Origin of the sequence: Actinopolymorpha cephalotaxi (genome assembly GCF_013408535.1) — a bacterium.
In the GTDB taxonomy this organism is placed as follows: Bacteria; Actinomycetota; Actinomycetes; order Propionibacteriales; family Actinopolymorphaceae; genus Actinopolymorpha; species Actinopolymorpha cephalotaxi.
On sequence record NZ_JACBZA010000001.1, the window covers coordinates 5,267,215 to 5,292,275 of the forward strand.

18 protein-coding genes are annotated in these 25,061 nt (G+C 71.7%); 11 read left to right on the forward strand and 7 right to left on the reverse strand.

The window, feature by feature from the left end:
* Window positions 1-20: 20 nt before the first annotated feature.
* A complete protein-coding gene (locus FHR37_RS23410; RefSeq protein WP_092882429.1) occupies window positions 21-2,015 on the reverse strand; it encodes a DNA polymerase in 1,995 nt (664 codons plus the stop codon).
* Between the two features lie 393 nt (window positions 2,016-2,408).
* Here FHR37_RS23410 and FHR37_RS23415 point away from each other — a divergent pair, with 393 nt between their 5' ends.
* Window positions 2,409-3,371: a M23 family metallopeptidase gene (locus FHR37_RS23415; protein ID WP_139238843.1), complete on the forward strand. Its 963-nt coding sequence runs from the start codon at window positions 2,409-2,411 to the stop codon at window positions 3,369-3,371.
* A gap of 197 nt (window positions 3,372-3,568) precedes the next feature.
* A complete protein-coding gene (locus tag FHR37_RS23420; RefSeq protein WP_092881937.1) occupies window positions 3,569-5,125 on the forward strand; it encodes a protein kinase domain-containing protein in 1,557 nt (518 codons plus the stop codon).
* 35 nt (window positions 5,126-5,160) lie between these two features.
* Here FHR37_RS23420 and FHR37_RS23425 read toward each other — a convergent pair whose 3' ends face one another.
* Both FHR37_RS23425 and FHR37_RS23430 read right to left on the reverse strand, forming a co-directional pair.
* Window positions 5,161-5,550 (reverse strand): hypothetical protein, encoded by a 390-nt coding sequence (locus tag FHR37_RS23425; RefSeq protein ID WP_092881935.1) that lies wholly within the window; start codon window positions 5,548-5,550, stop codon window positions 5,161-5,163.
* Between the two features lie 75 nt (window positions 5,551-5,625).
* A complete protein-coding gene (locus FHR37_RS23430) occupies window positions 5,626-6,186 on the reverse strand; it encodes a TetR/AcrR family transcriptional regulator (RefSeq protein WP_092881933.1) in 561 nt (186 codons plus the stop codon).
* A gap of 90 nt (window positions 6,187-6,276) precedes the next feature.
* Between FHR37_RS23430 and FHR37_RS23435 the strand changes: the two genes are divergently transcribed.
* Entirely contained in the window at window positions 6,277-7,497 is a 1,221-nt protein-coding gene (locus FHR37_RS23435) for an MFS transporter (RefSeq protein WP_092881931.1), read from the forward strand.
* Here the strand turns inward: FHR37_RS23435 and FHR37_RS23440 are convergent.
* Both FHR37_RS23440 and FHR37_RS23445 read right to left on the reverse strand, forming a co-directional pair.
* The gene (locus FHR37_RS23440) at window positions 7,482-8,627 is read right to left on the reverse strand and encodes an FAD-dependent oxidoreductase (RefSeq protein ID WP_092881929.1); all 1,146 of its coding nucleotides are present in this window, start codon (window positions 8,625-8,627) and stop codon (window positions 7,482-7,484) included. The genes FHR37_RS23435 and FHR37_RS23440 overlap by 16 nt on opposite strands.
* A gap of 127 nt (window positions 8,628-8,754) precedes the next feature.
* The gene (locus FHR37_RS23445) at window positions 8,755-9,579 is read right to left on the reverse strand and encodes a phytanoyl-CoA dioxygenase family protein (protein ID WP_092881927.1); all 825 of its coding nucleotides are present in this window, start codon (window positions 9,577-9,579) and stop codon (window positions 8,755-8,757) included.
* Window positions 9,580-10,305: 726 nt separating this feature from the next.
* On the opposite strand from FHR37_RS23445, the gene FHR37_RS23450 reads away from it, so the two are divergent.
* Genes FHR37_RS23450 through FHR37_RS23470 form a run of 5 tightly spaced genes read left to right on the forward strand, consistent with a single transcriptional unit; the run spans window position 10,306 to window position 16,146 of the window.
* Window positions 10,306-12,120, forward strand: a complete 1,815-nt coding sequence (locus tag FHR37_RS23450) for an ABC transporter substrate-binding protein (protein ID WP_092881925.1) — start codon at window positions 10,306-10,308, stop codon at window positions 12,118-12,120.
* A 4-nt stretch (window positions 12,121-12,124) separates the two neighbouring features.
* Window positions 12,125-13,129, forward strand: coding sequence for an ABC transporter permease (locus FHR37_RS23455; protein WP_092881923.1), 1,005 nt, complete (start codon window positions 12,125-12,127; stop codon window positions 13,127-13,129).
* A gap of 2 nt (window positions 13,130-13,131) precedes the next feature.
* Window positions 13,132-14,043, forward strand: a complete 912-nt coding sequence (locus tag FHR37_RS23460; protein WP_202817942.1) for an ABC transporter permease — start codon at window positions 13,132-13,134, stop codon at window positions 14,041-14,043.
* Window positions 14,040-15,077, forward strand: a complete 1,038-nt coding sequence (locus FHR37_RS23465) for an ABC transporter ATP-binding protein (protein WP_202884558.1) — start codon at window positions 14,040-14,042, stop codon at window positions 15,075-15,077. The genes FHR37_RS23460 and FHR37_RS23465 overlap by 4 nt, the downstream gene beginning before the upstream one ends.
* Window positions 15,058-16,146, forward strand: a complete 1,089-nt coding sequence (locus FHR37_RS23470) for an ABC transporter ATP-binding protein (protein ID WP_092881921.1) — start codon at window positions 15,058-15,060, stop codon at window positions 16,144-16,146. Before FHR37_RS23465 ends, FHR37_RS23470 begins: the two co-directional genes overlap by 20 nt.
* A gap of 4 nt (window positions 16,147-16,150) precedes the next feature.
* On the opposite strand, the gene FHR37_RS23475 is transcribed toward FHR37_RS23470, so the two are convergent.
* Window positions 16,151-17,611 (reverse strand): LCP family protein, encoded by a 1,461-nt coding sequence (locus FHR37_RS23475; RefSeq protein ID WP_092881919.1) that lies wholly within the window; start codon window positions 17,609-17,611, stop codon window positions 16,151-16,153.
* A 182-nt stretch (window positions 17,612-17,793) separates the two neighbouring features.
* Window positions 17,794-19,581, reverse strand: a complete 1,788-nt coding sequence (locus FHR37_RS23480; RefSeq protein WP_092881917.1) for an IS1634 family transposase — start codon at window positions 19,579-19,581, stop codon at window positions 17,794-17,796.
* Between the two features lie 229 nt (window positions 19,582-19,810).
* Between FHR37_RS23480 and FHR37_RS23485 the strand changes: the two genes are divergently transcribed.
* The 3 genes from FHR37_RS23485 (at window position 19,811) to FHR37_RS23495 (ending at window position 25,031) form a co-directional block, all read left to right on the forward strand.
* Entirely contained in the window at window positions 19,811-22,408 is a 2,598-nt protein-coding gene (locus FHR37_RS23485; RefSeq protein WP_092882426.1) for a bifunctional FO biosynthesis protein CofGH, read from the forward strand.
* Window positions 22,405-23,025, forward strand: coding sequence for a GTP cyclohydrolase II (gene ribA / locus FHR37_RS23490; protein WP_092881915.1), 621 nt, complete (start codon window positions 22,405-22,407; stop codon window positions 23,023-23,025). Before FHR37_RS23485 ends, ribA begins: the two co-directional genes overlap by 4 nt.
* Window positions 23,026-23,390: 365 nt before the next feature.
* The gene (locus FHR37_RS23495) at window positions 23,391-25,031 is read left to right on the forward strand and encodes an alpha-amylase family glycosyl hydrolase (protein ID WP_456237031.1); all 1,641 of its coding nucleotides are present in this window, start codon (window positions 23,391-23,393) and stop codon (window positions 25,029-25,031) included.
* Window positions 25,032-25,061: the final 30 nt, after the last annotated feature.

Consider the following 25,061-nt stretch of genomic DNA (forward strand, 5'->3'; position numbering starts at 1 on the left):
CCGCGCGGCCGGATCGCGCCTCACTTCGCCTCCGACCAGCGGGTGACCACGCTCACGTCGGCGACGAAGCGGACCGAGCTGCCCGCCGCCCAGAACCCCGCCGTCGACTCCAGCGCGCTCGCCAGCAGCGCGGTCGCGTCGCCGGCGTGCTCGGCGGGCACGTGCAACAACAGCTCGTCGTGCAGGCACAGCACGATCCGGCCGCCGAACGGGCGCAGGCCGGTGCGCACCGCCGCGGCCCACGCCTTGAAGAACTCCGCCGCCGCACCCTGGACGACGGCGTTCCGGGCGAACCTGCCGTGCCCGTGCCGCCGGGCCCGGTCGGCCGCCGGCCGCGATCCAGGTGGTGCGTCCGCCGCGCGGGGGTCCACCGGCTCCTCGGCCGCATCACTCGCGTCGCTCTCCCCCGGCCGGAGCCGGATCAGCCGGCCGCCGTGGGTGCGGATGTCCCGGCCGACCAGGCCGGCCTCCTCTGCCGTACGGAGGTAGCCGATCGCCCGCGGGTAGGCGCGTTCCATCCGCCGCAGGGCGGCGCCGGCCGTGCCGGAGGTCTGGCCGTACATCGCTGCGAGAACGGCGACCTTCGCGGTGGGCCGGTCGCAGTGCAGCTGTGCGGCGACCGGGGCGTACAGGTCGTCGGCGCGCGCGGCCCGGGCGAGCGCGGCGTCGCCGGAGACCACGGCCAGCACCCGGGGCTCGATCTGGCCCAGGTCGGCGCGGACAAGAACGTGGCCCGGCTCGGCGGCGACCGCCACCCGCAGCCCGGCGGGCAGGTTGTGCAGCCCGGCGCCCGCGGTCATCCGGCCGGCCGCGCCGTCGGAGGCCGCCCACGTCCCGCGCAACCGGCCGTCGGCGCCGACGTGCCGGTCGAGCCAGCCGTAGCCGTAGGTCGTGGCGATGCGTTCGGCCTTGCGCCAGTCGAGAAACGCGGCCACCCCCGGATGGGAGTCGCGGAACGGCTCCAGCCGCCAGGACCGGGTGTCGGGGAGGTTGAACCCGACCCGGCCCAGCAGCTCGCGGACCTGCACGGGGTTGCGCAGGTCGACGCGCACCCCGGCCTCCTCCCCCGAGCCGGGGCGGAACAGGTCGACCACCGCGGCGTCCCGCCTGGCCCGGGCGGCCGCCTCGGCGGCGGGAGTGGCCGGGCGGGGGCCGACGAAGCCGGAGATGTACCGCTCGGCCGCCCCGCGGTCGAGGGGAAGCCCGTCGTGCTCCAGCTCGACGGCCAGCAGCGCGGCGGCGGACTCGGCGTACGCGGTGAGGACGGCCAGCGGCAGCGACCGCGGGCTGGCCCGGGGATCCGGCAGCGCGCGCAGGCCGGCGTCCTGGGCGGCGCGGACCCGCAGGGCGAGCGCGGCCCACCTGGCCGCGCGGTCGAGGACGGCGTCGGCGGCGGGTCCGGTCACCCGGTCGGCGAGCCAGTCCTGACCGGCCACGTCGGGCCGGAGCCGGCCGTCGTGGGCGAAGAAGTCGGCGGACTCGTCGTCGGAGCCGGCGGCGGGGTTGGCGTCGGAGCCGGCGGCGGGGTTGGCGTCGGAGCTGACGGCGGGGTTGGCGGCGTCGGAACCGCCGAGGGAGTTGGAGAGGGCACCCGGGAGGGTGGCGGGTTCGGACCAGTCGAGCAGGGTCACCTCCCGCCGGGGCGGCGGCGGCTCGGGCAGGCCGGTGGCGGCGGCCCACACCGCGGCCGGGTCATCGCGCCGGCCGCCGTGGAGCACCCGGTGGCCGGCGGCGAGGTCCCAGCAGGCGCGGACCCGCACGTCCGCGGCGAGCAGCTGGCCGGCGGTCGTACGGGCGTCCCACCAGACCCACCTCGGCCGGAGCTCCCGGTCGAGCTCGGCGACCAGCCCGGCCGGGTCCGCGCAACGGACCGCCCGGCGGTGGCCGTCGACGGCGAGCCCGACGCCCAGGCCGGGGACCACGACGAGTGCGAGGCAACGACCGGGCGCGGATCCCACCAGCTCCGCCAGCCCCGCCAGTGTGGGGGCATGCTCGGCGGTCGACCACGGCTCCATGGCGATCATCCTGCCCGCGGCCACCGACAGTGGCGCGGGAGGTCACCGTCGCACGCGTCGTCCAGGGTCCAAGGTCCTCGATCGGACCGGAATTCGCCGTAGATTTTCCCGCAAAGCGGACACCGAGCTTGGCAGACGTCCTGCCGATCCCGCAAACTGCCCAAGGTCGGCCACGGGGGCCGAACCGGCAACACAACGCAAAAGCACCTCGCACCACGGCTCCCGGAAGGCTTACGGCGCCCGGCCCATCTGCCGGCGTCCACCGTTCGTCGCGTGATCTTCCTCTGCCCGCGCACCGTGTCCGCCCGGCGGACGAGAGTGCGTGAGCGCGAACCGCCCCACGTCCTGGGGACGTGCCGTGAACGCGCCGCCACGACGAAAAGAGATCGCTCGATGCCGCCAAAACTGCCGCGCCGCTCCTCAGCCCGACATCGCTCCGACGGCCCCAGCAGCCTCGCTCGTCCCGAAGACTCCCGTAGCCCCCGCCGGCCACTCCGCGTCCTCGCCGTCGTCGCCGGCGTGCTCGCCCTCACCGCGGGTGCGGTGACCCCGTGGATCCTCGCCCGCCAGGCCGGACACCTCGACGACTCCGCCGCCAAGGTCGCGGCGTACGACTCGGTGAGCAGGCAGGTCGACACCGCGCGCGAGCGCGCCGAGCGTGAGCGCGCCTCCCGTTCGCAGAACCGGGTGGCTCCGCCGGCGACGCCGACCGCCACCGCGACGCCGACCCCGAAGGCCACCAAGAAGGCCAAGCCGACCGCGAAGGCGACCCCGAAGGCCACCAGGAAGGCCTCGCCGAAGCCGAAGCCGAAGCCGAAGGCCACGAAGAAGGCCTCGCCGAAGCCGAAGGTCACCAGGAAGACCGCCGCCAAGAAGGCGACCCGCTCCAGCGACGGCCGCCCCGCCTTCGACCTGCCGGCGAAGTGCGGCACCGAACTGCGGTTCACGACGTACGCCGGACACGCCCCGGACGACATGAAGATCGACTTCTTCAACGAGAGCGGAGCGACCGACGGCATGGTCGTGGTGGCCTCCGCCGCCGGCACCGTGGTCAAGCTGTCCGAGCCGGGTGGCGTGAAGATCGACCACGGTGACGGGTGGTACACGATGTCCCTGCACATGCAGGAGCGCGACGTCTCCGTCGGCCAGAAGGTCAGGCAGGGCGAGCGGATCGGCCTGGCCGGCGCGGTCGGCACCGGCGTCTCCCACCTGCACTACGAGCAGATCTACGACAGCAACCACGACGGCTGGGCCGACAGCCCCGGCGAGATCGTGCACTCGCGCCTGCAGGGAGTGCTGTACTCCGTGCAGCCCGACGGCGACGAGCCGGTGGTGGCGAGCAAGAACTCCTGCTGAGGTCTCACCCGGGGTCCCACTCGAGGTCTCACTCGGGTCCCACTCCGTCCGGTCGGTCCGCCGGGCACGCCGCGCGCACCCCGCACATCAGGCGCGTGGCCGATGCCCGGCGTACCGGCGACGCCTATGCTCTGCCGTGAACGTGGGAACCGCCGCCGGGACGCCCCGGCCGATGCCTCGGGACGGAGTGAGCGCGCGTGCGGCCGCTGGGACCAGCTGACCCCCACCAGGTCGGCGCCTACTCCCTACGTGGGCGGCTGGGCGGCGGCGCGATGGGCACTGTCTACCTCGGCACCTCTCCGGGCGGCCGGGCGGTTGCGGTGAAGGTCGCCCGCACCGACCTGGCCGACGATTCGGACTTCCGCGAGCGGTTCCGGCGCGAGGTGGCGATGGCGCGTTCGGTCGGCGGCTTCTGGACCGCCGGCGTCGTCGACGCCGACCCGGAGGCACCCCAGCCGTGGCTGGCCACGGAGTACGTCGTGGGCCCCACCCTCCAGCAGGCGGTGTCGGAGTACGGCCCGCTGCCCGCGCCCGCGGTCCGCCGGCTGGCAGCCGGGCTCACCGAGGCGCTGCAGGCGATCCACTCGGCCGGGCTGATCCACCGCGACCTCAAGCCGTCCAACGTGCTGCTCGCCGCCGACGGTCCCCGGGTGATCGACTTCGGTATCTCCCAGGCGCTGGAGGGAGTACGGCTGACCGCGACCGGGGAGTTCCTCGGGACACCCGGCTACCTCGCGCCCGAGCAGATCAGCGGCGCCGACGTCGGCCCCGCCACCGACCTGTTCGCGCTCGGCGCCGTCCTCACCTTCGCCGCGACCGGCAAGGGCCCGTTCGGCAGCGGGCCGACCGAGGCGTTGATGTACCGCGCGATGCATGACGAACCCACTCTCGACGGCCTGTCCTCCGACCTCGCCGGCGTGGTGCGGGCCTGCCTGGACCGCGATCCGGCCCGCCGGCCGGCGCCCGGGCAGGTCCTGGACCGCATCGGTGGCCTCCCTCCGCCCGGGCCGGACGGTGCGGACTGGTTGCCGGCGCCGGTCCGGACCCTCGTACGGCAGTACGCCACCCAGCTGCACAGCACTTCCGCTCCGGAGGAGCCGTCCGCCGAGCAGCAGGCGCCGTCGTCCGCGGGGCAGCAGGCGCCGCCGGTCGCCGACCCGGACGTGCGGCCCGCGGACTCCGGGGCACCGCCCGCCGAGGTGGCGAGGCGGCCGGGCGAACCCGACCGGCCGTCCACCGACGGCGGCACGGTGCGTTTCACCAGCAACCGGCTGGCCGGGCTGGTCATCGCGGGCTGCCAGCTCCTCGCCGGGCTCTTCCTGGCCCGCTGGGCCGGGGAGTCGTCCGACTCCGACCCGGTCATGCGGGTGGCCGCGCTGCTCGCGTTCATCGTGTTGCTCGTGCTGGCGACCAGGCACCTGATCCGGTCGGCGCGCCGGGGATACACGCTCGAGCTGAACCGGCAGAGCATGGTGGCGGCGAAGGGACACCGGCGCTGGCAGATTCCGTGGGAGACGGTCGCGCGGGTGCGGGTGGTCGGCGACCGTTCCGAGCCGTGGGTGGTGGTCTGGCTGGTGGACGGCTGGACGCCGCCGCGCAAGGTCACCGGCCGGGCGTTCCGCAAGTACCACGGTGGCTACCGGCTCTACCCCGTCGGCCACCAGGACGGGCGCCGGTCGCGGGTACGGGAGATCGAGGAAGTGCGGTCGGCGCTGGCCTGGCACGCCCGGCGCGCCTTCGACCCCAGCGCCTGACCCCCCGGCCGTCCGGCCGGGCGAGCAAGCGGACGTCAGCCGCCCTCGGACAGGTCGTGCCTCGGGTCGTACGCCGCGATCCAGTAGTACCCGCCGTCCGGCTCGTAGTCGTAGATCAGCGCCGTCGACCCGGCCGGCAGGTTTTCCTCGCCGTTCTGGCGGACCTGGATCCGGGTCTGCGAGCCGTCCGGCCCGGGCGCGTCGGCCGCGCCGACGTACCGGTCGACCCGCACCGAACTCGTGGTGCACACCTGACCGAGGAGCGCGCGGTGGGCGGTGAACGGGTCGGCGCCGGAGTCGGCACCTCGGCGCGGGCACAGCCGGTCCAGCCGACCGGGCGAGCCCGCCGGCGCGGCGGCGACGAGTACGACGACCAGCGAGACGACGGCGACAGCCACGATGGCGAGCGCGGCGTACGCGTCCATCGGTTCTTTCCCTCCCCGCCACCGCACGCCGAACGTCCCGGGCGGGGTGGCGGGGGGACTATACCGCGCCGACGATCATCGCCGGGCGGCTCCGTCGAGGAGGGCGGCGGCCATCGCCTTCGCCTGGCGGGCCGGGCGGGGACCCGGCTCGCGCATCGCGGTCACGATCGCGCCGTCGACCAGGAGCACGAACTGCTCGGCGAGGGTGCGGGCGCGGGACCGGCGTTGCCCGGACGCGACCAGCAGGCCCTGGATGTAGCCGGTCAGCGTTTCCTTCTGCGCGGCCGCGATCTTGTGGGCGGGACTGTCCGGATCGGCGACCTCGACCATGGCGTTGATGGAGGAGCAGCCACGGAAGGTCGGGCGCTCGAAGCGTTCGGCGAGGGCGTCGAAGACCGCCAGCGGCGAGCCACCGCGGGCCGCGACCGCGTCCTCCATCCCGGCCTGCCAGCGCTCACCGGAACGCCGCACGATCTCCACCACCAGGTCGTCCTTGCCGGCGAAGTGGCGGTAGAAGGACGCCCGGCCGACGCCGGAGACCTCCAGCAGGCGTTCGACCCCGACCGCGCGGATGCCCTCGGAGTAGAAGAGCTCCTCGGCGGCCTCCACCAGCCGGTCGCGCGCACAGGTCGGCATGCCGCTCACCGTACCCGAGGTTGACGAAAAACGGAACCGGTCAGTACCGTCTGGAAACGGAACCGATCGGTACCGAATCTTGGGAGACCCGTGCACACCCACCGCACCGGCGCGCCGCCGTCCCGCGCGGCCGTCCTCACCGTCGGGACGTTCGCCGTCGGCACCGACGCCTTCGTCGTCGCCGGCGTCTTGCCCGACCTCGCCCGCTCACTGCACGTCGGTGTGGCGCAGGCGGCGCAGCTCGTCACCGTCTTCGCTCTCGCCTACGCCGTCCTGGCACCTGTGCTCGCCGCGCTCACCGGACGGTGGCCGCGGCGCAAGCTGCTGTTGACAGCACTGCTGGTGTTCGTGCTCGGCAACGTCGCGACCGCGCTGGCACCTTCGTACGTCCTGGTGGTGGTCGCCAGGCTGCTGGCCGCCGCGGGTGCGGCGATGTTCACCCCCAACGCGAGCGCCACCGCGGCCGCGCTGGCGCCACCGGAGCAACGGGCCCGCGCCATCTCCTGGGTGGCCTTCGGGCTCACCTCCTCCACCGCGCTCGGCGCCCCGCTGGGTACCTTCCTCGCCTCCGTCCTGAGCTGGCGGGAGACGATGTGGTTCGTCGCCGCCCTGGGAGTTCTCGCCGCGCTGGGGATCGCCCGCTGGTTGCCGGACGTGCCCGCACCGCCCGCGGTCTCCCTGCGCGAACGCCTGTCCCCGCTCGGCGACCGGCTCGTGGTGCGGTGCCTCGCGGTGACGCTGGCGATGTACCTCGGCGTGTACGTGGCCTACACCTATGCGAGCGTCATCCTCGGCCCGGCCACCCACGGCGACGGCGCGGTCCTCGCGGTGCTGCTCCTCGTCTCCGGCTGCGCCGGCATGGTGAGCACTCCCCTGTCGGGACACCTGACCGACCGGGTCGGCCCGCGGTGGCTGATCACCGGTGCCGCCGCGATCCTGCTGGTGACGTTCGCCCTGCTGCCCGTGGCGAGTACGACCGTGGTGGGCGCGGGCATCGGCATGGCGGCGTACGGCTTCGGCGCCTGGGCGGTCAACGTGCCGCAGCAACACCGGCTGATCGCGCTGCGCCCGTCCTCGCCGGCCTTGGTCGTCGCGCTGAACGCCTCCGCCCTCTACCTCGGCGTCTCGCTGTCGGGACTGGCCGGTGCCGGCGCCCTGCAGGTCACCAGCGTCACCGCGCTGCCCTGGGTGGCCGCCGCGTTCGTCGCCGTCGGACTGCTCGTCTCCGAAGGTCTGCACCGCCGGCTCCCTGTGTCGACCGTCCCGACGGTGGCGACGGCGCCTGCGGCCGAACGTCAGCCGGCGTCCTGATCCGCCACCGGCAGTTCGGTCGCCAGCAGCCGCGCGACCTCTCGCGCGGCTGCCCGGCCGGCCCGGTTGGCGCCGACGGTGCTCGCCGACGGGCCGTACCCCACCAGGTGCAGGCGAGGCTGCGCGACCACCCGGGTGCCGTCCATCGCGATGCCGCCGCCGGGTTCGCGCAGCCGCAGCGGCGCGAGGTGGCCGAGGTCGGGGCGGAAGCCGGTCGCCCAGACGATCACGTCCGCTGGAACGAACGCCCCGTCCGGCCACACCACGCCGTCGGGCCGGATCCGCTCGAACATCGGCAGCCGTGTCAAGACGCCTTTGCGCAAGGCCTCCTTGACGACGGTGGTGTACGCCAGTCCGGTGACGCTGACCACGCTCTGGGGTGGCAGCCCGGCGCGCACGCGTTCCTCGACCCGGGCCACGGCGGCCCGGCCGTCCTCGCGGGTGAAACCGTCGCGGAACACCGGCGGGCGACGGGTCACCCAGGTGGTCGCGGCGGCGACGTCGGCGATCTCGGACAGGATCTGCGCCGCCGAGTTGCCGCCGCCCACCACGACCACGCGCCGGCCCGCGAACTCCGCCGGGCCGCGGTAGCTCGCCGAGTGCAACTGCCGTCCGGCGAAGCCGGCGGCGCCGGGATAGGCGGGCCAGTACGGCCGCCGCCAGGTCCCGGTCGCGTTGATCACCGCGCGGGCCGCCCACTCACGGTCACCCGCGGCGACTACGAGCCGGTCGCCGAACTCGCGCACGCTGTCCACTCGGACCGGGCGCAGCACCGGCAGCGCGTTGCGGCGTTCGTACGCGGCGAAGTAGTCGGCCACCACCTCGGCCACCGGTCGACTCACTCCCGGGTCGGTGCCGTCGGCGTCGTCGCGTCCGTCATCGCTTCCGGCCGTACCGAACCGGCTGCCCGGCAGGTCGAAGATGCCGTGCACCTTGGCCATGGTGAGCGTGCTGGGCCGGTGCCGCCACGCACCGCCGGGCAGCGGGTCGGCGTCCAGCACCACGAACCCGGTGCCGGGCGCCCACCCGTCGCGCCGCAGGTGGTACGCGCTGGACAGGCCCGCCTGTCCGGCGCCGATCACCACCACGTCGACCTCGGCCTGCGCTTGCGTCTCCTCCGGGCTGCCCACGCCCGGTCCAACCAGCGGAGCGGCCGAAGCCTTCCCACCGGTGGGATCGAGCCGGGCCGGGGCCGGAGGTCGGCCAGGTCAGCCAGGCCCGGCCGCGGGGAAGGTCACGCAGGTCCTCGCCGTTTCCTCAGACGTCAGGACGGTCCCCGTCCTCGGCGTCGACAGGCGCCGCCGAGAAGATCGATCGGACATGGTCCGGCCACGCCTGCCAGGTGGCCGCCGGGACCCGCAGCGACGGCGCCCGCCAGGACAGCCAGGCACGCTGGTAGACGACGGCGAGCATGGAGCGGGCCCCGGCGGACTCGTTGGGCACACCGCGGTGCCACAGCCGCAGGTCGCGGATCACCGCGGCGCCGGCCGGCACGTCCATCCGGGCCGACGCCAGCGCCTGCGCCCTGGTGGTGAGGTCGACGCCGGCGTCCTGCACCGAGTCCACGATCAGGTGCGACGCGGGCCAGACCTCGGTGCTGCCGTTCTCCCGGGTGAAGTCACACAGCGGGATGTTGACGACGACGGCCGTGGTGGGGGTGGGCACGCCGAGGTCGGCGCCGAAGACCGGGCCGGCGTCACGGTGCACCCGCTGGTACGTCGAGCCCGGGAACGCGGTGTTGGAGTTGTAGTACGAGCAGTGCAGGCCGTCGCCGAGGATGGCGGTCAGCACCCTGAGGAGCAGCGGGTGCGCGATCGTCTCCACGTCGGAGAACGGCGGCACCAGCGGCAACTGCATCTGCACGTGTTTGCGCCCGTCGGTCGGCTGCACCCGGCCGGAGGTGTCACGGCCGGTTTCGCGGCCGGTGCCGTCGCCGAGGTCCTGCCCGAGCTCGGCTCGCAGCAGGTCGTCGTACGCCGACCGCAGGGTCGCCACCCGGTCCGCGTCGAACACGCCGGGCAGGATCAGCAGTCCGGAGTCCCGGAAGGTCCGCAGTGCCGTCGCCAATGCCTCGTCGTCCACGAGTCCGCCCTCCTACTTATGTCCACACGACCAGTGAACGTAGGTGCGCGGCGTTTGGGAAATCAAGGAAACCCGAAGCCGGGCGGCCGACTCCGGACAGCTGCCCGAACGTTCGATCACCGCGCATCACGGCGTGGCGATTTCCTGTCACGACTCCTCAGGAATCCTGCGACGACATCACCACGACATCTCTGGGTAGCGCGCCGAGGGCCGGTCGACCAACGAGGTCGGCCGGCCACGTGTGTTCGGACGTTGAAGGCGAAGCTGTCTGCGGCGGACACCACGAAAGCCCAGCCTGGCAACACGTCCGTCCACGGAGCCAGGTTCGGCGTCATACCCCGGAGCCACCACGCCACCAGCGATACCAACCTGGTACATGGCCGAGAATGCCGTTGTCATTGACAGGTCACACCCCTGTCATTAGCGTCCCGATCACGTCTTCGCCGGGGGGTGATCGCGCCCGCCGGTGAATCGTGTCCACGCACCGAACGCAGCACTGCCATGCACCGCCGCATCACCGCAGCACGTTCGCAGATCTTCGGCTTCGACACGCATTGATTCGACACGCATCGAGATGTGAAGTCACCACACGCAGTTTCCAGACCTCGCGGGCGAGGCGGTGAGCATGCGTACGGCCGTCTTCCCGCGCTCCGTACCCATGTGTCCTCCGTCCACCCGCCGGTCGCTCGACCTTGCTGACAGCTGGGCTGATCGCTGGAGGTACGCATGTCACCCATGTCGCCGGACGGTTCGCGACGCGACTTCCTGAAGCTCACCGGACTCGCCACGTCCGGCCTGGTGCTCGCCGCCGCGTGCGGCACCCCCGAGGCGCCACCCGGACCGCAACCCTCGCAGACGTCGTCCCGGCCGGTGCCGCGCGGCAAGCCGAAGTCGGTGCCCCGGGAGAAGACCCTGATGCTGGCCAACGGCGACGGGTCCGACGTCGGAATCTGCAACCCGTACGCCTCCGGCTTCAACCACCAGCGCGGGCTGGCGGCGATGTTCGAGCCGCTCTACTTCTACTCGGCCTTCACCGGCGAGACGATCCCGTGGCTGGCGGACGGGCAGCCCACCTACACCTCCGACAACACCAAGGTCACCATCAAGACCCGCAAGGACGCCAGTTGGAGTGACGGGAAACCGTTCACCGCGGGCGACGTGGCCTTCACCTTGACGATGCTCAAGGACAAGAAGAACACCGCGATGGCGTACTCCGCGGACATGCGGGAGTGGGTGAAGAGCGCCCGCGCGGTCGACGACAACACCGTCGAGATCAGCTTCACCAAGCCGGCACCGAGGTTCGTCTTCGACTATCTGTACATGAAGAACGACCTCGGCATCTTCCTGGTACCCGAGCACATCTTCTCCCAGCAGAAGAAGCTGACGGAGTTCCTCTTCTACGACCCGGCGAAGAAGTGGCCGGTCGTCACCGGCCCTTACCAGATGGTCGACTGGACCAACCAGCGCCGGCTGCTGGACCGGCGTGACGACTGGTGGGCGAGCAAGGCCGGGATCGCCCAGCAGCCCGGACCCGAGCGCGTCATCGTCGTTCCGTTCACCGACCCGACCAACACCGCACAGCGACTGATCAACAACGAGCTGGACTCCTCCCTCGACCTGCGGCCGCCGGTGATCAAGCAGGTGGTGAAGGAGAACCCGAAGATCGTGACCTGGAGCGGACGTTCCGCGCCTTACGGCTACATCGACTGGTGGCCGCAGTCGCTGTTCTTCAACTGCGCGGTCCCGCCGTACAACGACCCCCACGTGCGGCGAGCGGTCAACCACGCCATCGACCGCGACCAGCTGGTGTCGGTGGGATACGAGGGTGCCGGGACGATCTCACAGCTGCCGTTCCCCAACTTCCCTCCACTGCAGAAGTACTTCGACGCACTGCAGCCCACCCTGGACCGATACCCGACCAACGCCCACGACCCGGCGAAGACCGAGCAGATCATGAAGAGCAAGGGGTTCACCAAGGACAACCAGAACCTCTGGGTGGACAAGTCCGGCAAACGGCTGGACGCCACCATCTACGGTCTGCAGGACCTCACCACCGACTACGGCCCCATCCTCGCCGAGCAGTTGCGGGCCGCCGGGTTCAACGCCTCCCACCAGGCGCCCTCCGACAGCTACACCCGGATCGCCGACGGCTCGGCGAAGCTGTTCCTCTTCGGCTTCGCCGGCGCCATCGCCGACCCCTACCCGTCGCTGGAACTGATGCACTCCCGGCACGTGTCGAAGGTCGGCGTGCAGGGCGACGTCAGCAGCCGGTGGAAGAACGCCGACTACGACAAGATCGTGGAACGGATGAGCGGTCTCCCGGTCGGCGACCCGGGCGAGCTGCCGTTGTTCCTGCAGGCGATGGAGATCTACCTCAAGAACCTCCCGCACACCCCGGTCGTGCAGTGGCTGCACCGGATCCCGTACAACACGACGTACTGGACCGGCTGGCCCGACAAGTCCGACCCGTACCTCCCGGGTGCGTTCTGGTTCAAGACCCTTCCGCTGGAGCTCAGCCACCTCAAGTCCGCGAAGGGGTGAGTCTGTGTCATGGCGTTACCTCGTTCGCCGCATCCTGCTGCTGTTGCTGGTGATGTGGACCGCGGCGACGATCAACTTCTTCATCCCGAAGCTCAGTCCGCGCGACCCGATCAAGGAACGCCTGCAGCTGGCCGCGACCCAGGGTGGGCGCAACCAGACCGGTCTGCAGGCGATGGCCGACGCGTACGCCCATCAGTACGGCCTGGACCAGCCGCTGTGGAAGCAGTACCTGCACGCCCTGCTGAAGGTGGTGCAGTTCGACTACGGCTACTCGATCTCGCAGTACCCGCGGACGGTCAACTCCGTCATCGGTGACGCCCTGCCGTGGACGATCTGCCTCGGCCTGGTGTCGATCCTGATCGCGTTCGTCGTCGGCACGGTCCTGGGTGCGCTGCTCGGCTGGCCGCGCTCGCCCGGCTGGCTGCGGGCACTGGTCCCGGTGAGCATGCTCACCAGCGCGGTGCCGGCGTTCGTGCTCGGCTTCCTGCTGATCTACCTGTTCGCGTTCCGGCTGAAGGCCTTCCCGCTCGCCGGGGCGTACTCCCAGACCGCCAACCCCGGTTGGAGTCTGAGCTTCGCCGGCGACGTCCTCGACCACGCCTTCCTGCCGGCGATGGCGCTGGTGTTGTTCCAGATGGGCGGCCAGGCGCTGCAGATGCGCGGGCTGATGGTGATGACCGTCGGCGAGGACTACATCACCTTCGCCGACGCCAAGGGGTTACGGCCGCGCCGGGTGTTCCTGAGGTACGCCGTCCGCAACGCGCTGCTGCCCCAGGTGACCGGACTGGTGATGTCCCTTGGCACGTTCATCTTCTCCACCGTGCTGGTGGAGACGTTGTTCGCCTACCCGGGGCTGGGCGGTCTGATCAACTCCGCGATCCAGGTGCTGGACTTCAACCTGCTCTACGGAATCACCATGATCCTGGTCTTCGCCGTGTGTATCGCCACCCTGGCCGTGGACCTGATCTATCCCCTGCTCGATCCCCGCATCCGCTACGACCGGAGGTGAGCATGGTCACCCCTGCCACGACCTCGATGACCATGCCGGGCCGGCAGGCCTGGACCGGCCGGGCCGGCTCGTTCCTGCGCTACGTCCGCCGCAACCCGCTGCTGGCGGTCGGGGGGATCATCTTCCTCGCTCTGGTGTTGTTCTCCACCGCCGGCAGCCTGTTCGTGGACACGGTGAAGGCGCCGTACCCGCTGGCGGCCCCGGCCAGCCTGGCACCGTCGTGGGACTACCCGTTCGGGACCGACGCCCAGGGCCGGGACATGCTCGCGGTGATGATCGTGGGCACCCGGCTGAGCCTGAAGATCGGCCTGCTGGCCGGGTCGATCGGCCTGGCCGTCGGCATCGTGCTCGGCCTGATCTCGGCGTTCTACGGCGGCTGGATCGACAGCGCGATCCGCTGGATCGTGGACGTGATGTTCACCATCCCGAGCTTCCTGGTGATGGTGGTCATCGCCTCGCTGCTGCAGCAGTACATCTCGATCGAGAACATGGCGTTCATCCTGGCGGCGTTCGCCTGGCCCGGTCCCACCCGCGGCATCCGGGCGCAGGTGCTGTCGCTGCGGGAACGCCAGTTCATCCAGATGGCGCGACTGTCCGGCATGCGCGGGCCGGAGATCATCATCCGCGAGCTGCTGCCCAACCTCGCGCCGTTCCTGCTGGCGGGCTTCGTGGGCGCACTGATCGGCGCGGTCTACGGCGCGCTCGGCCTGGAGCTGCTCGGCCTGGGCTCCCAGCGCGAACCCACGCTGGGGATGACGTTCTTCTGGATGCAGAAGTACTCCGCGCTGCTGCGCAACCTGTGGTGGTGGTGGGGCATTCCGATCGCCATCATCATCCTGCTGATCCTCTCGCTGTACTTCATCTCCTTCGCCCTCGACGAGTGGGCCAACCCGCGTTCCCGGAGGTCCGCATGAGCTCCGCGTCCACCGCGTCCCCCGCCTCGTCGGCGACCGCCGAGACGGCGGCGCGGCCGGTGCTGTCGGTACGCGACCTCAAGGTGGAGTACCACACCGACACCGGCGTGGTGCGGGCCGTGAACGGCATCTCCTTCGACCTGATGCCCGGTGAGCGGATGGGCCTGGTCGGTGAGTCCGGCTCGGGCAAGTCCACCGTCGCGCTGGCGCTGATGCGGATGATCCGCCGTCCGGGCCTGATCTCCGGGGGGCAACTCGTCCTTGACGGCACCGACCTGGTGCCGCTGCCGGAGCGGGCGATGCGGGCCCGCCGGGCGCGGGAGATCGCGATGATTCCCCAGGGTGCGATGAACTCCCTCAACCCGGTGGCCCGGATCGAGGACCAGATCATCGACACGCTGGAGGACCACGCCGGCGGGCGTACGTCCAAACGGGAGCTACTCGGCCGTGCCCGGGAGGCGCTGGAGTCGGTCGGCCTGCGCCGTGAGGTGGGCCGGATGTATCCGCACGAGCTGTCCGGCGGGATGAAGCAACGCGCCTGCATCGCCATCGCCGTGGCCATGCGGCCCAAGGTGGTGATCGCGGACGAGCCCACGTCCGCGCTGGACGTCGTCGTGCAGCGCCAGGTGATGGACACCATCGTGCGGCTGCAGCAGGAGTTGCACGTCGCGGTCATCCTGATCGGCCACGACATGGGACTGATGGCGCAGTCGGTGGACCGGCTGGCGGTGATGTACGCCGGCAAGCTCGCCGAGCTGTCCCCGATCCGGGACATCTTCGCCGAACCCCTGCACCCGTACACCAACCTGCTGATCGAGAGCCTGCCGAAGCTGGAGGACCGCGGCACGTTCCACGGCATCCCCGGGCTGCCGCCCTCGCTGAAGTCGCTGCCCCCGGGCTGTCTGTTCCATCCGCGGTGCCCGCGGGTGATGGACGTGTGCCGCACCACCGTGCCGGCCTACCGCGAGCACCGGCCCAACCAGTTCGCCGCCTGTCACCTGCACGAGGAGCATCATGGCGAAGCCGACCGCTGACCAGGACGCCACCACCGCGGCCGGGAGCGCGCGGACGCACGCACCGCTGATCGAGCTCCGCAACGTCACCAAGGTGTACGGCGGGCGGGTGCTGTCCCGCAACGCCACCGTCGCCCTGGACGACGTCTCGCTCACCGTCGCCGGTGACACCCCGCAGATCATCTCGGTGGTGGGCGAGAGCGGCAGCGGCAAGACGACCCTGGCGTCGCTGCTGATGGGCTTCATCTCGCCCACGTCGGGCACGATCCACTACCAGGGCAGCGATGTCGCGAGCCTCGGCGGCGCCCGGATGCGGGAGTTCCGGCGCGACGTGCAGGCGGTGTTCCAGGACCCGTTCTCGGTGTTCAACCCGTTCTACAAGGTCGACCACGTGCTGACGGTGCCGATCGCGAAGTTCAAGTTGGCGAAGTCACGCGCGGACCGGCACGACCTGATGGTCTCGGCCCTGGAGACGGTGGGGCTGCGGGCCGACGAGACCCTCGGCAGGTATCCACACCAGCTGTCCGGCGGCCAGCGCCAGCGGGTCACCGTGGCCCGGGCACTGATGATGCGGCCCAAGCTGATCGTGGCCGACGAGCCGGTGTCGATGGTGGACGCCTCACTGCGGGCGACGATCCTGGAGAGCCTGCGCACTGTCAACCAGACGTTGAAAGTGCCGATCCTCTACATCACCCACGACCTCGGCACCGCCTACCACGTGAGCGACCACATCCTGGTGATGTACCGCGGCACCATCGTCGAGGCCGGCGACGTCGAGGAGGTGATCCGCGCACCGAAGCATCCGTACACCCAGCTGCTCATCGACTCGATTCCCTGGCCGGACCCGATGCGGCCGTGGGGGCAGGAAGCCGCCCGGTCGAGTGAGAACGTCACCGTTCCCGACGACCACCAGGGTTGCCGGTTCGCCGACCGCTGCCCGGCGGTGATGGCGAGGTGTGTGGAGAACGCGCCGCCGCCGTACCTCACCGGTCCCGACCACGCCGCGACCTGCTTCCTGCACGCCGAGCAGCCCGCCCTGCCCAAGGAGAGGCTGAGCGAGCTGCTCACCGTGTCGGTGCAGAAACCCTAGCCGGCTAAAGCTTCTTCGGGCCCTTGTAGGCGCAGGCGCTGTCGAGGTCGTCCGCGGCCTGCGGCGTGGCGCTGTCCTTCTCGCTCTCCCGGATGGCCTGCTTCACCCGGCTGTGGATGAAGTCGTAGTCGGGATGCGCGGACTTGATCAGCTCGTTGGTGAACGCCACGTTGCTGACGTCGGCCTTCTTCACCTTCAGGGACAGGTCGACGACCGCCGGCAGCAGGCTCTGCGGGATGTCGGTCAGCACGATGTCCTTCGCCGTCTTGGCCAGCGCCTCGTACCTCGTCAGCAGCTTCACCGGGTCGGCCTGGTCGACGATCGCCTTGACCGTGCAGCGCTGCCGCCGCATCCGGGCGTAGTCGTCGGCGCCGTACCGCGCCCGGGCGAACCACAGCGCGTGGAACCCGTCGAGGTGCTGGTTGGGTCCGGGCTGGATCCAGCCGCCGGGCTTGAGGCCGGCCGAGGATTCGCCACCCATCGGGATCTTGGTGTTGATGTTGACCGTGATGCCGCCCAGGGCGTCGACGAGTTCGCGGAAGCCCTCGAGGTTGACGAGGACGTAGTAGTCGATGTTCAGCCCGGTCGCCCCGCCGGCCGCGAGCTTGACCGCGTCCGCACCCGGGTTGTCGCTCTTCAGCAGGCCGGGATTCTGCTCGGGAACGTTTCTGTAGACCGCGGTCAGCATCCACTCCAGCTCGCTGCCCTTGCCGTCGAAGATGCCGTTCGGGTAGGCCTTGGCGAGCACGGATCCCTTGGGGAACGGAATCTTCTCCAGGTTGCGCGGAAGGCTGAAGAGCACGGTGTTGCCGGTGTGGGTGTCGATACTGGCGATGATCACCGTGTCGGTGCGCACGCCCACCCGGTCCGGTCCGCCGTCGCCGCCGAGCAGCGCGATGTTCAGCCTCGGCTTCCCGGCCCAGGGATCCTTCACCGACACGTGTTTGGGCGCGGTGGCGCTGCGGCTGTGCGAACTGGCGAAGACGTTCTGTACGACATCCTTCTGCACCAGCGCGTAGCGTCCGCCGACGCCCAGTGGCACCACGGTCATCAGCGCCAGCACCGCCACCAGGCCGTACCCCATGACCCGCTGAAACGCGGCGACTCCGCGTGGCAGCAGCGAGCGGTACGTCGCGATGATGACGCACACCCAGGCGAGCGCCAGGGCGGGCAGCACCATCCCGATCACGACCAGCGCCCCGGGCTGGACCGCCCAGTGCAGAACGGTGTCGCGGTGGAACAGCAGCAGATAGCCGAGGAAGCCCGCGACCAGTGCGGCCAGCACCACGATGGCCCAGCCGATCCTGCGCCGGCCCGCGATCACCAGACCGCTGCCGGGAATGACCGTGCCGAGCACGGTGAAGCCCAGTGCCCGGCCATATCCCTGTTGTCGGCGGCGAGTTTTGTCGTACTGTTCGTAGTGGTACGACAAAGGCCCCTTGCCCTGCTCTTCGTCCTCGCGCATATCCGGAACCTCTCCCGCGTACCACTACGTCCAAACCCGTCGGGCAGGACTCGTGGAAAGCCCGGAGAACCGTTTTTACTTTTCTCGACCTAATAGCGACCGCCCGTCAATCGTGAGCCGAATTCGGTGTCGCCGCAATAGCCTTGTGTGACAATTCGCGAACACTGTGTAACTGATGCGGCTCAGTGGGGGCCGGGTGCCCACTCCTCCAGCGCGAACACCGTGCACAGCCGGCGCTGCACGGGATCGAGGTCGACCAGCACCCGGCGCGCCCGCGGCCGCCCGCCGGTCGACGGGTAGGAGACGACGGTCTCCTCGATTCCGGCCAGGCGCGTGAAAAGGTCGCGCACCGACAGGTCGATGCCCGCGTGCTGCACGCGCCGCCGCATCACGTGCGCGACCGTGGTGGCGAGCAGGCAGACCAGCGAGTGCACGGCCACGCGCTCGTCGGTCCACCGCCACCGGGGCGACGGCGCGGACGTCACCGGGGCGACGAACTGGCGCAGCGTCGACTCCAGGCGGTAGCGGGCGCGATAGGCGGTGAGCACGTCGGCCACCGACCAGTCCTCGTGGTCGGTGACCAGCACCTGCTTGCCGAACACCTCGTGCCGTAGCCGGGTGAGTGCCGCCTCGTCGACCTTCCAGCGCAGCCGCAGCCCCTCGTCACCACCGGCCGGGCCGCCGGTCAGGCTGGTGGAGAGCACGCGTTCGACCCACCGGAAGCGGGTGATGCGGGCGACCTCGGCGGCCACCTGGTCCCGTGACCGGTGCAGCGTACGGCGTTCCAGGGACCCGGCGAGGTCGGCCAGCCGCCGGGTGGCGCTGCTCAGGTCGCGGGCGAGGGCCTGCGTCTGCGCGGCCCGCAGGGCGGCGGAGTGCACCAGGACGACCCGCCGGTCCACTCCCGCGACCCGGGCGCGGGTGTCCAGCGCGGTGACGCCCGGAAACCGGTCGCGATCCACCGCCCGCCGTCCCGACGCCGGCCGCGCGGCCAGCTCGGGATGGTCGGTCAGCGGCAGCGAGGCGACGAAGTGCCGGCCGGTGCGCGCGGCGAAGTCGACCTCGGCGGACTGGCCGGCGTCCACCACGACGGTGACCGGTGCCTGCCCGCCGAGCCCGGCGTACCGGGCGGCGAGCCGCTCACTGAGCGCGGTGAACGCGGTGGTCGCCGGGTCGCCGTGCCGGTAGAGCTCGGCGGTCAGCGGCACCGCGCCGTCCAGGGTGACCGCGGCCGCCAGGCCGGCCGGCCACGGCTCGTCGGCCGAGCCGTCGGCGCCGGGGGCCGCGTCGGCGTCGGGCGGGCCCGCGTAGGTCGTGAAGTGGGGTACGTCGAGCACGAGCACCGGCCCGGCCGGCTCGGCCGGCTCGGCCGGCTCGGGAGGCTCGGGAGGCTCGGGAGGCTCGGGAGGCTCGGGAGGCTCGGGAGGCTCGGGAGGCTCCGAAGGCTCGGTGAACTCGGCTCGCAGCCGGTCGAGCACGCCCGCCTCCAGCAGCCGGCGCCGTTCCGGTCCCAGCCGGCCCATGGCCCGCCAGAACGCCCGGCGGTCCAGCGCGCCCGGGTCGATCCGCGGCCGGACGAACCGCTGCGCCGCCGTGGCCGCCCACCACTCGCCGAGGTCGACCTCGCCCGGCTCGGACTCGGGGGCGACCGCCTGCCGGGCCACCGCGAGGGCGAGGTAGGTACCGACCGAGACGCGGCTGCGGCCGGGCCCGGCGAGACCGTCGACCAGGTCCACCACGCCGAGGTCGGTGAGCACCCGCCAGACGGCCCCGACGTCGCCGAACGCCAGGTGCCGGGTGTGCGTCGGTGTGGGCGCCGGGCCGCGCTCGCCGGCCAGCGCCGCGGCGATGTCCTCGGCACTGCCGAGGTAACGCTGGGCCACCACTCGTGGCGCTCCGCCCACCCGGGCGGACTCCGCGAGGTAGTAGAAGGTCCGGCCGTTCACCGTCTTGCCGATCACCGACGCCATACTTTAGGTAATACCGTCCGGCGGGGGTTCTCGCCACCCACCCATTCTGCTGTGACCAGCGCCGACGCCTCTTCCACGGGTGTCAACGAGGCCTTGCCACCGGTGCCCGGCGGCGGCGTGGTGGCGAGCCCCCGGCGCACCGGCCTAGCGTTCGGGCGTGGATTCCCCGCGTACGCCGAACCCGCCCGCCACCTCCGCCACCACGGCCGTGCCCGTCGCGGCGCCGACCGTGCCCGCACCGGCGGAGCCGGCGCCACCGGCGTCGGCGATGCGGCGTTCCCTGGCCAGGGCCGGCGCCGGCAAGACGCTGAACGTCGACGAGGCGGCCGTCCTCCTGCACGCCAGGGATGCCGACCTCGACACGCTCACCGGGCACGCCTCCCGGGTGCGCGACGCCGGGCTGGCCGCCGCCGGCCGCCCGGGCGTGATCACCTACAGCCGCAAGGTGTTCATCCCGCTGACCCGGCTGTGCCGGGACCGCTGTGGCTACTGCACGTTCGTCACCGTGCCCGGCCGGCTGCCCTCGCCGTACCTCAGCCCCGACGAGGTGCTCGACATCGCCCGCCAGGGTGCGGCGATGGGCTGCAAGGAGGCGCTGTTCACTCTCGGCGACCGGCCGGAGGACCGCTGGGACGCCGCCCGCGACTGGCTGGACGAGGCGGGCTACGACGACACGCTCTCCTACGTACGGGCGATGGCGATCCGGGTGCTGGAGGAGACCGGCCTGCTGCCGCACCTCAACCCCGGCGTGCTGTCCTGGCGGGACCTGCAGCGGCTGAAGCCGGTCGCGCCGTCGATGGGGATGATGCTGGAGACCACCGCGCGCCGGTTGTTCACCGAGCGCGGCGGGCCGCACTTCGGCTCACCGGACAAGGATCCCGACATCCGGCTGCGGGTGCTGGAGGACGCCGGCCGCAGTGCCGTGCCGTTCACCACCGGCCTGCTCATCGGTATCGGCGAAACCCGGCACGAACGCGCCGAGGCGCTGTTCGAGATCCGCCGGATCGCCCGCACCTACGGCGGCATCCAGGAAGTCATCGTGCAGAACTTCCGGGCCAAGCCGGACACGAAGATGCGGTCCGCGCCCGACGCCGACCTGCGCGACCTGGCCGCGACGATCGCGGTCGCCCGGCTGGTGCTGGGGCCGAGCGTGCGCATCCAGGCGCCGCCGAACCTCATCGACGACGAGTACGCGCTGATGCTGGCGGCCGGGATCGACGACTGGGGTGGCGTCTCGCCGTTGACCCCCGACCACGTCAATCCCGAACGCGCCTGGCCGCAGGTGGCCGACCTGGCGCGGCGGACGGCCTCGGGCGGCTTCGAGCTGCGGGAGCGGCTGACGATCTACCCCGAGTACGTCCGGGCGGGCGAGCCCTGGCTCGACCCGCGCCTGCAGCGGCACGTGCAGGCCCTCGTCGACCCCGCCACCGGGCTGGCCGACGAGGACGCGATACCTGCGGGTCTGCCCTGGCAGGAACCTGACGGCGGCTGGCCGGCCGACGCCGGCACCGGGCGTACGGACCTGCACGTCACCGTGGACACCGAGGGCCGCACCGACGACCGGCGTACCGACTTCGACTCGGTCTACGGCGACTGGGACGAGCTCGCCGGCCAGGTTTCCACAGCACCGCAACGCTTCGACGCCGATGTCAAGGCGGCCTTGCGCCGAGCCGAGCGCGACCCGGCGGGGCTGAGCGACGACGACGCGCTGGCGCTGCTGCACGCCGACGGCGCCGAACTCGAGGCACTCACGAAGCTGGCCGACGACCTGCGCCGCGAGGCCGCCGGCGACGACATCACGTTCGTGGTGACCCGCAACATCAACTTCACCAACGTCTGTTACACCGGTTGCCGGTTCTGCGCGTTCGCCCAGCGGCGTACCGACGCCGACGCCTACACGTTGTCGCTGGAGCAGGTCGGCGACCGGGTGGACGAGGCGTGGGAGGCCGGCGCGACCGAGATCTGCATGCAGGGCGGGATCCACCCTGACCTGCCGGGTACGGCGTACTTCGACCTGGCCGCCGAGGTCAAGCGGCGTCAGCCGGACATGCACCTGCACGCGTTCAGCCCGATGGAGGTCATCAACGGCGTCTCGCGGACGGACCTGCCGGTCCGTGAGTGGCTGACACGTGCGCACGAGGCGGGTGTGGACTCGTTACCAGGAACGGCCGCGGAGATCCTCGACGACGACGTCCGCTGGACCCTCACCAAGGGGAAGCTGCCCACCGCAAGCTGGACCGAGGTGGTGAGCACCGCCCACGACCTCGGCATCCCCACCACCTCGACGATGATGTACGGCCACGTCGACACCCCCGCCCACTGGGTCGCCCACATCAAGCTGATCGCCTCCCTGCAACGCCGGAGCCTGGAGGCCAACGGCCGGCCGGGGTTCACCGAGTTCGTGCTGCTGCCGTTCGTGCACACCAGCGCGCCGATCTACCTCGCCGGGCTGGCCCGCCCCGGGCCGACCGCGCGGGAGAACCGTGCGGTGCACGCGCTGTCCCGGTTGCTGCTGCACGGGCTGGTGGACAACATCCAGTGCTCCTGGGTGAAACTCGGGCCCGAGCTGTGCCGTTCGGTCCTCGACGGCGGTGTGAACGACCTCGGCGGCACGCTGATGGAGGAGACGATCAGCCGGATGGCGGGCGCCGGCAACGGTTCGTACAAGACGATCAGCGACCTGCGCGCACTGGCCGCGCCGACCGGGCGGCCGCTGAAGCAGCGGACCACCGGGTACGGCGTGCCCGGCCCGGAGCGGGTGGCCGCCGCCGAGGCCAGCGACGGTGTGTGCGCCGCCGTCCGCCGGCCCCTGCCGCTGCTGCGATGACCGCCCAGCGGGTGCCGGTGCCAGGCCTGGTGGAGCGGGCGGCGTCGACCCGGCTGCCCACGGAGTACGGCGAGTTCACCGCGTACGGCTACCGCACGCCCCGCGGCGTCGACCACCTCGCGCTGGTGCGCGGCGACGTGGCCGACGGCGCCGAGACGCTGGTCCGGTTGCACTCGGAGTGCCTGACCGGGGACGTGCTCGGCTCGTTGCGCTGCGACTGCGGACCGCAACTCCGGCTTGCGCTGGCCGCGATCGCCGCGGCCGGCCGGGGCGTGGTGGTCTATCTGCGCGGCCACGAGGGACGCGGTATCGGCCTGGCGGCCAAGCTCGCGGCGTACGCCCTGCAGGACGGCGGACACGACACGGTCGACGCCAACCTCGCGCTGGGGCTGCCCGCGGACGCCCGCGACTACGCCGACGCCGCGGCGATCCTCACCGACCTCGGCGTGGGCAGGGTCAGGTTGCTGTCCAACAACCCGGCCAAGGCGGCAGGCCTGTCCGAGGGCGGTGTCCGCGTCGTCGAACGCGAACCGCTCGTCGTTCCGGCCAATCCGGAGAACGCCGGCTATCTCGCCACCAAACGGGACAGGTTCGGGCACATCCTGCCGACCGGGTGACTGCACCGCCCGAGGCGCGGTGTCAACGCCGGCTTGCGCAGGCGGACGACGGGACGGAACGCGCCGACCGCGTTGCGTTCTTACGTACCTGCCTAGGTATGGCTACGGATGCACGACGAGGGTCCTGGTGCAAGCGTGGGGAAGGTCCCACCAGATCGGTGACCAAAGTCCCGAGATCCCAAGGCCCCAAGGTCCACGCAATGCCTCCGAAGATCAGCGCCACGCAGGACTCCCTCCGCCAGCGGTTCGCGCCGACGGCGACTGCGGTGGCCCCCGCCGTGCCCGCCCTGCGGCCCGTCCCGGACGTCCCTCTCCGCGATCTGGGCGCGGAGTGGTGGCGGCGGGCGGTTGTGTATCAGGTGTATGTGCGGAGTTTTTGTGATGGTGATGGTGATGGGGTGGGAGATCTGGCGGGTGTGGTGGGGAAGTTGCCGTATCTGGCGGGTCTGGGTGTGGACGGGTTGTGGCTGAACCCGTTCTACGCCTCTCCGGGCCATGACCACGGCTATGACGTGGCCGACCACTGCGCGGTCGACCCGGCGTACGGCTCGTTGGAGGGGTTCGACGAGCTCGTCGCCACCGCGCACGGGCACGGGATCCGGGTGATCCTGGACGTGGTGCCCAACCACGCCTCGATCGCCCACCCCTGGTTTGCTGCCGCCCTCGCGGCCGGGCCGGGCAGCCCGCAGCGGGGCCGGTTCCACTTCGCCGACGGCCGCGGGCCCGACGGGAACGAGCCGCCGAACAACTGGCGGTCCATCTTCGGTGGGCCGGCCTGGACCCGGATCAGCGAACCCGACGGCACACCGGGGCAGTGGTACCTGCACACCTTCGCCGCCGAACAACCCGACTGGAACTGGACCCACGCGGATGTTCCGGCGCTGTTCGAGCGGGTGCTGTCGTTCTGGCTGGACCGCGGCGTCGACGGATTCAGAGTCGACGTCGCCCAGGGCCTGCACAAGAAGCCCGGCCTGCCCGACCACCCCGACGCCGCCGCCGACGAGGCGACCGGGGACCCGGTCAACCCGAACGCGTGGAACCAGCCGGCCGTGCACCAGGTGTGGCGCTCGTGGCGCAGGCTGGTCGAGGACTACACCGCCGCCGACGGGCGGGACCGGCTGCTGATCGGAGAGGTCGGGCTGACCGACCCCGCCGCCGTCGCCGACTACACCCGCCCCGGCGAACTCCACCACACCTTCTGCTTCCCCTTCGCCCACGCCCACTTCGACGCCGACACCTACCGCCAGGTCATCACCACCGCACTCGCCCACCACCCCGACGGGGTGGCCTGGGTCGCGAACAACCACGACCTCCCCCGCGCCGTCACCCGCCACACCCCCACCCCCAGCGATAGCGACGGCGACGGCGACGGTGAGGAGTTGCCGGCGGGTGCGGACCCCGCCCAGATCGGGCTCGCCCGGGCACGGGCCGCCGCCGCGCTCATGCTCGCCCTGCCCGGCGCGGTCTACCTCTACCAAGGCGAAGAACTCGGACTGCCCGACGTCGCCGACCTACCCGTCACCGTCCTCAAAGACCCCATGTACCACCGCTCCGGCGGGACCCGCCCCGGCCGCGACGGCTGCCGCGTCCCCCTGCCCTGGACCACCAGCCCCGACCACCACCACGGCTTCTCCCCACCCGCCACCACCACCCCCGCCTGGCTACCCCAACCCCCCACCTGGGCCGACCTCGCCGCCGACACCCAACACCACACCACCACCTCCACCCTCAACCTCTACCGCCAAGCCCTCGCCCTCCGCCGCACCATCCCCGACCTCGCCACCACCACCCTCACCCTCCACACCGACACCCCACCCGGGCTCCTCGCCCTCACCCGCGGCACCCACCTCACCACCTACACCAACACCACCCACCACCCCATCCCCACACCACACCCCCACCCCGGCCAACCCATCCTCACCACCCACCCCACCCCCCACCCCACCGACACCATCCCCCCCAACACCACCGTCTGGTACCACCACGACGACGAGACGCCCGCCTGACCGCACCGACGCGGGTACGAACGCTCGCGG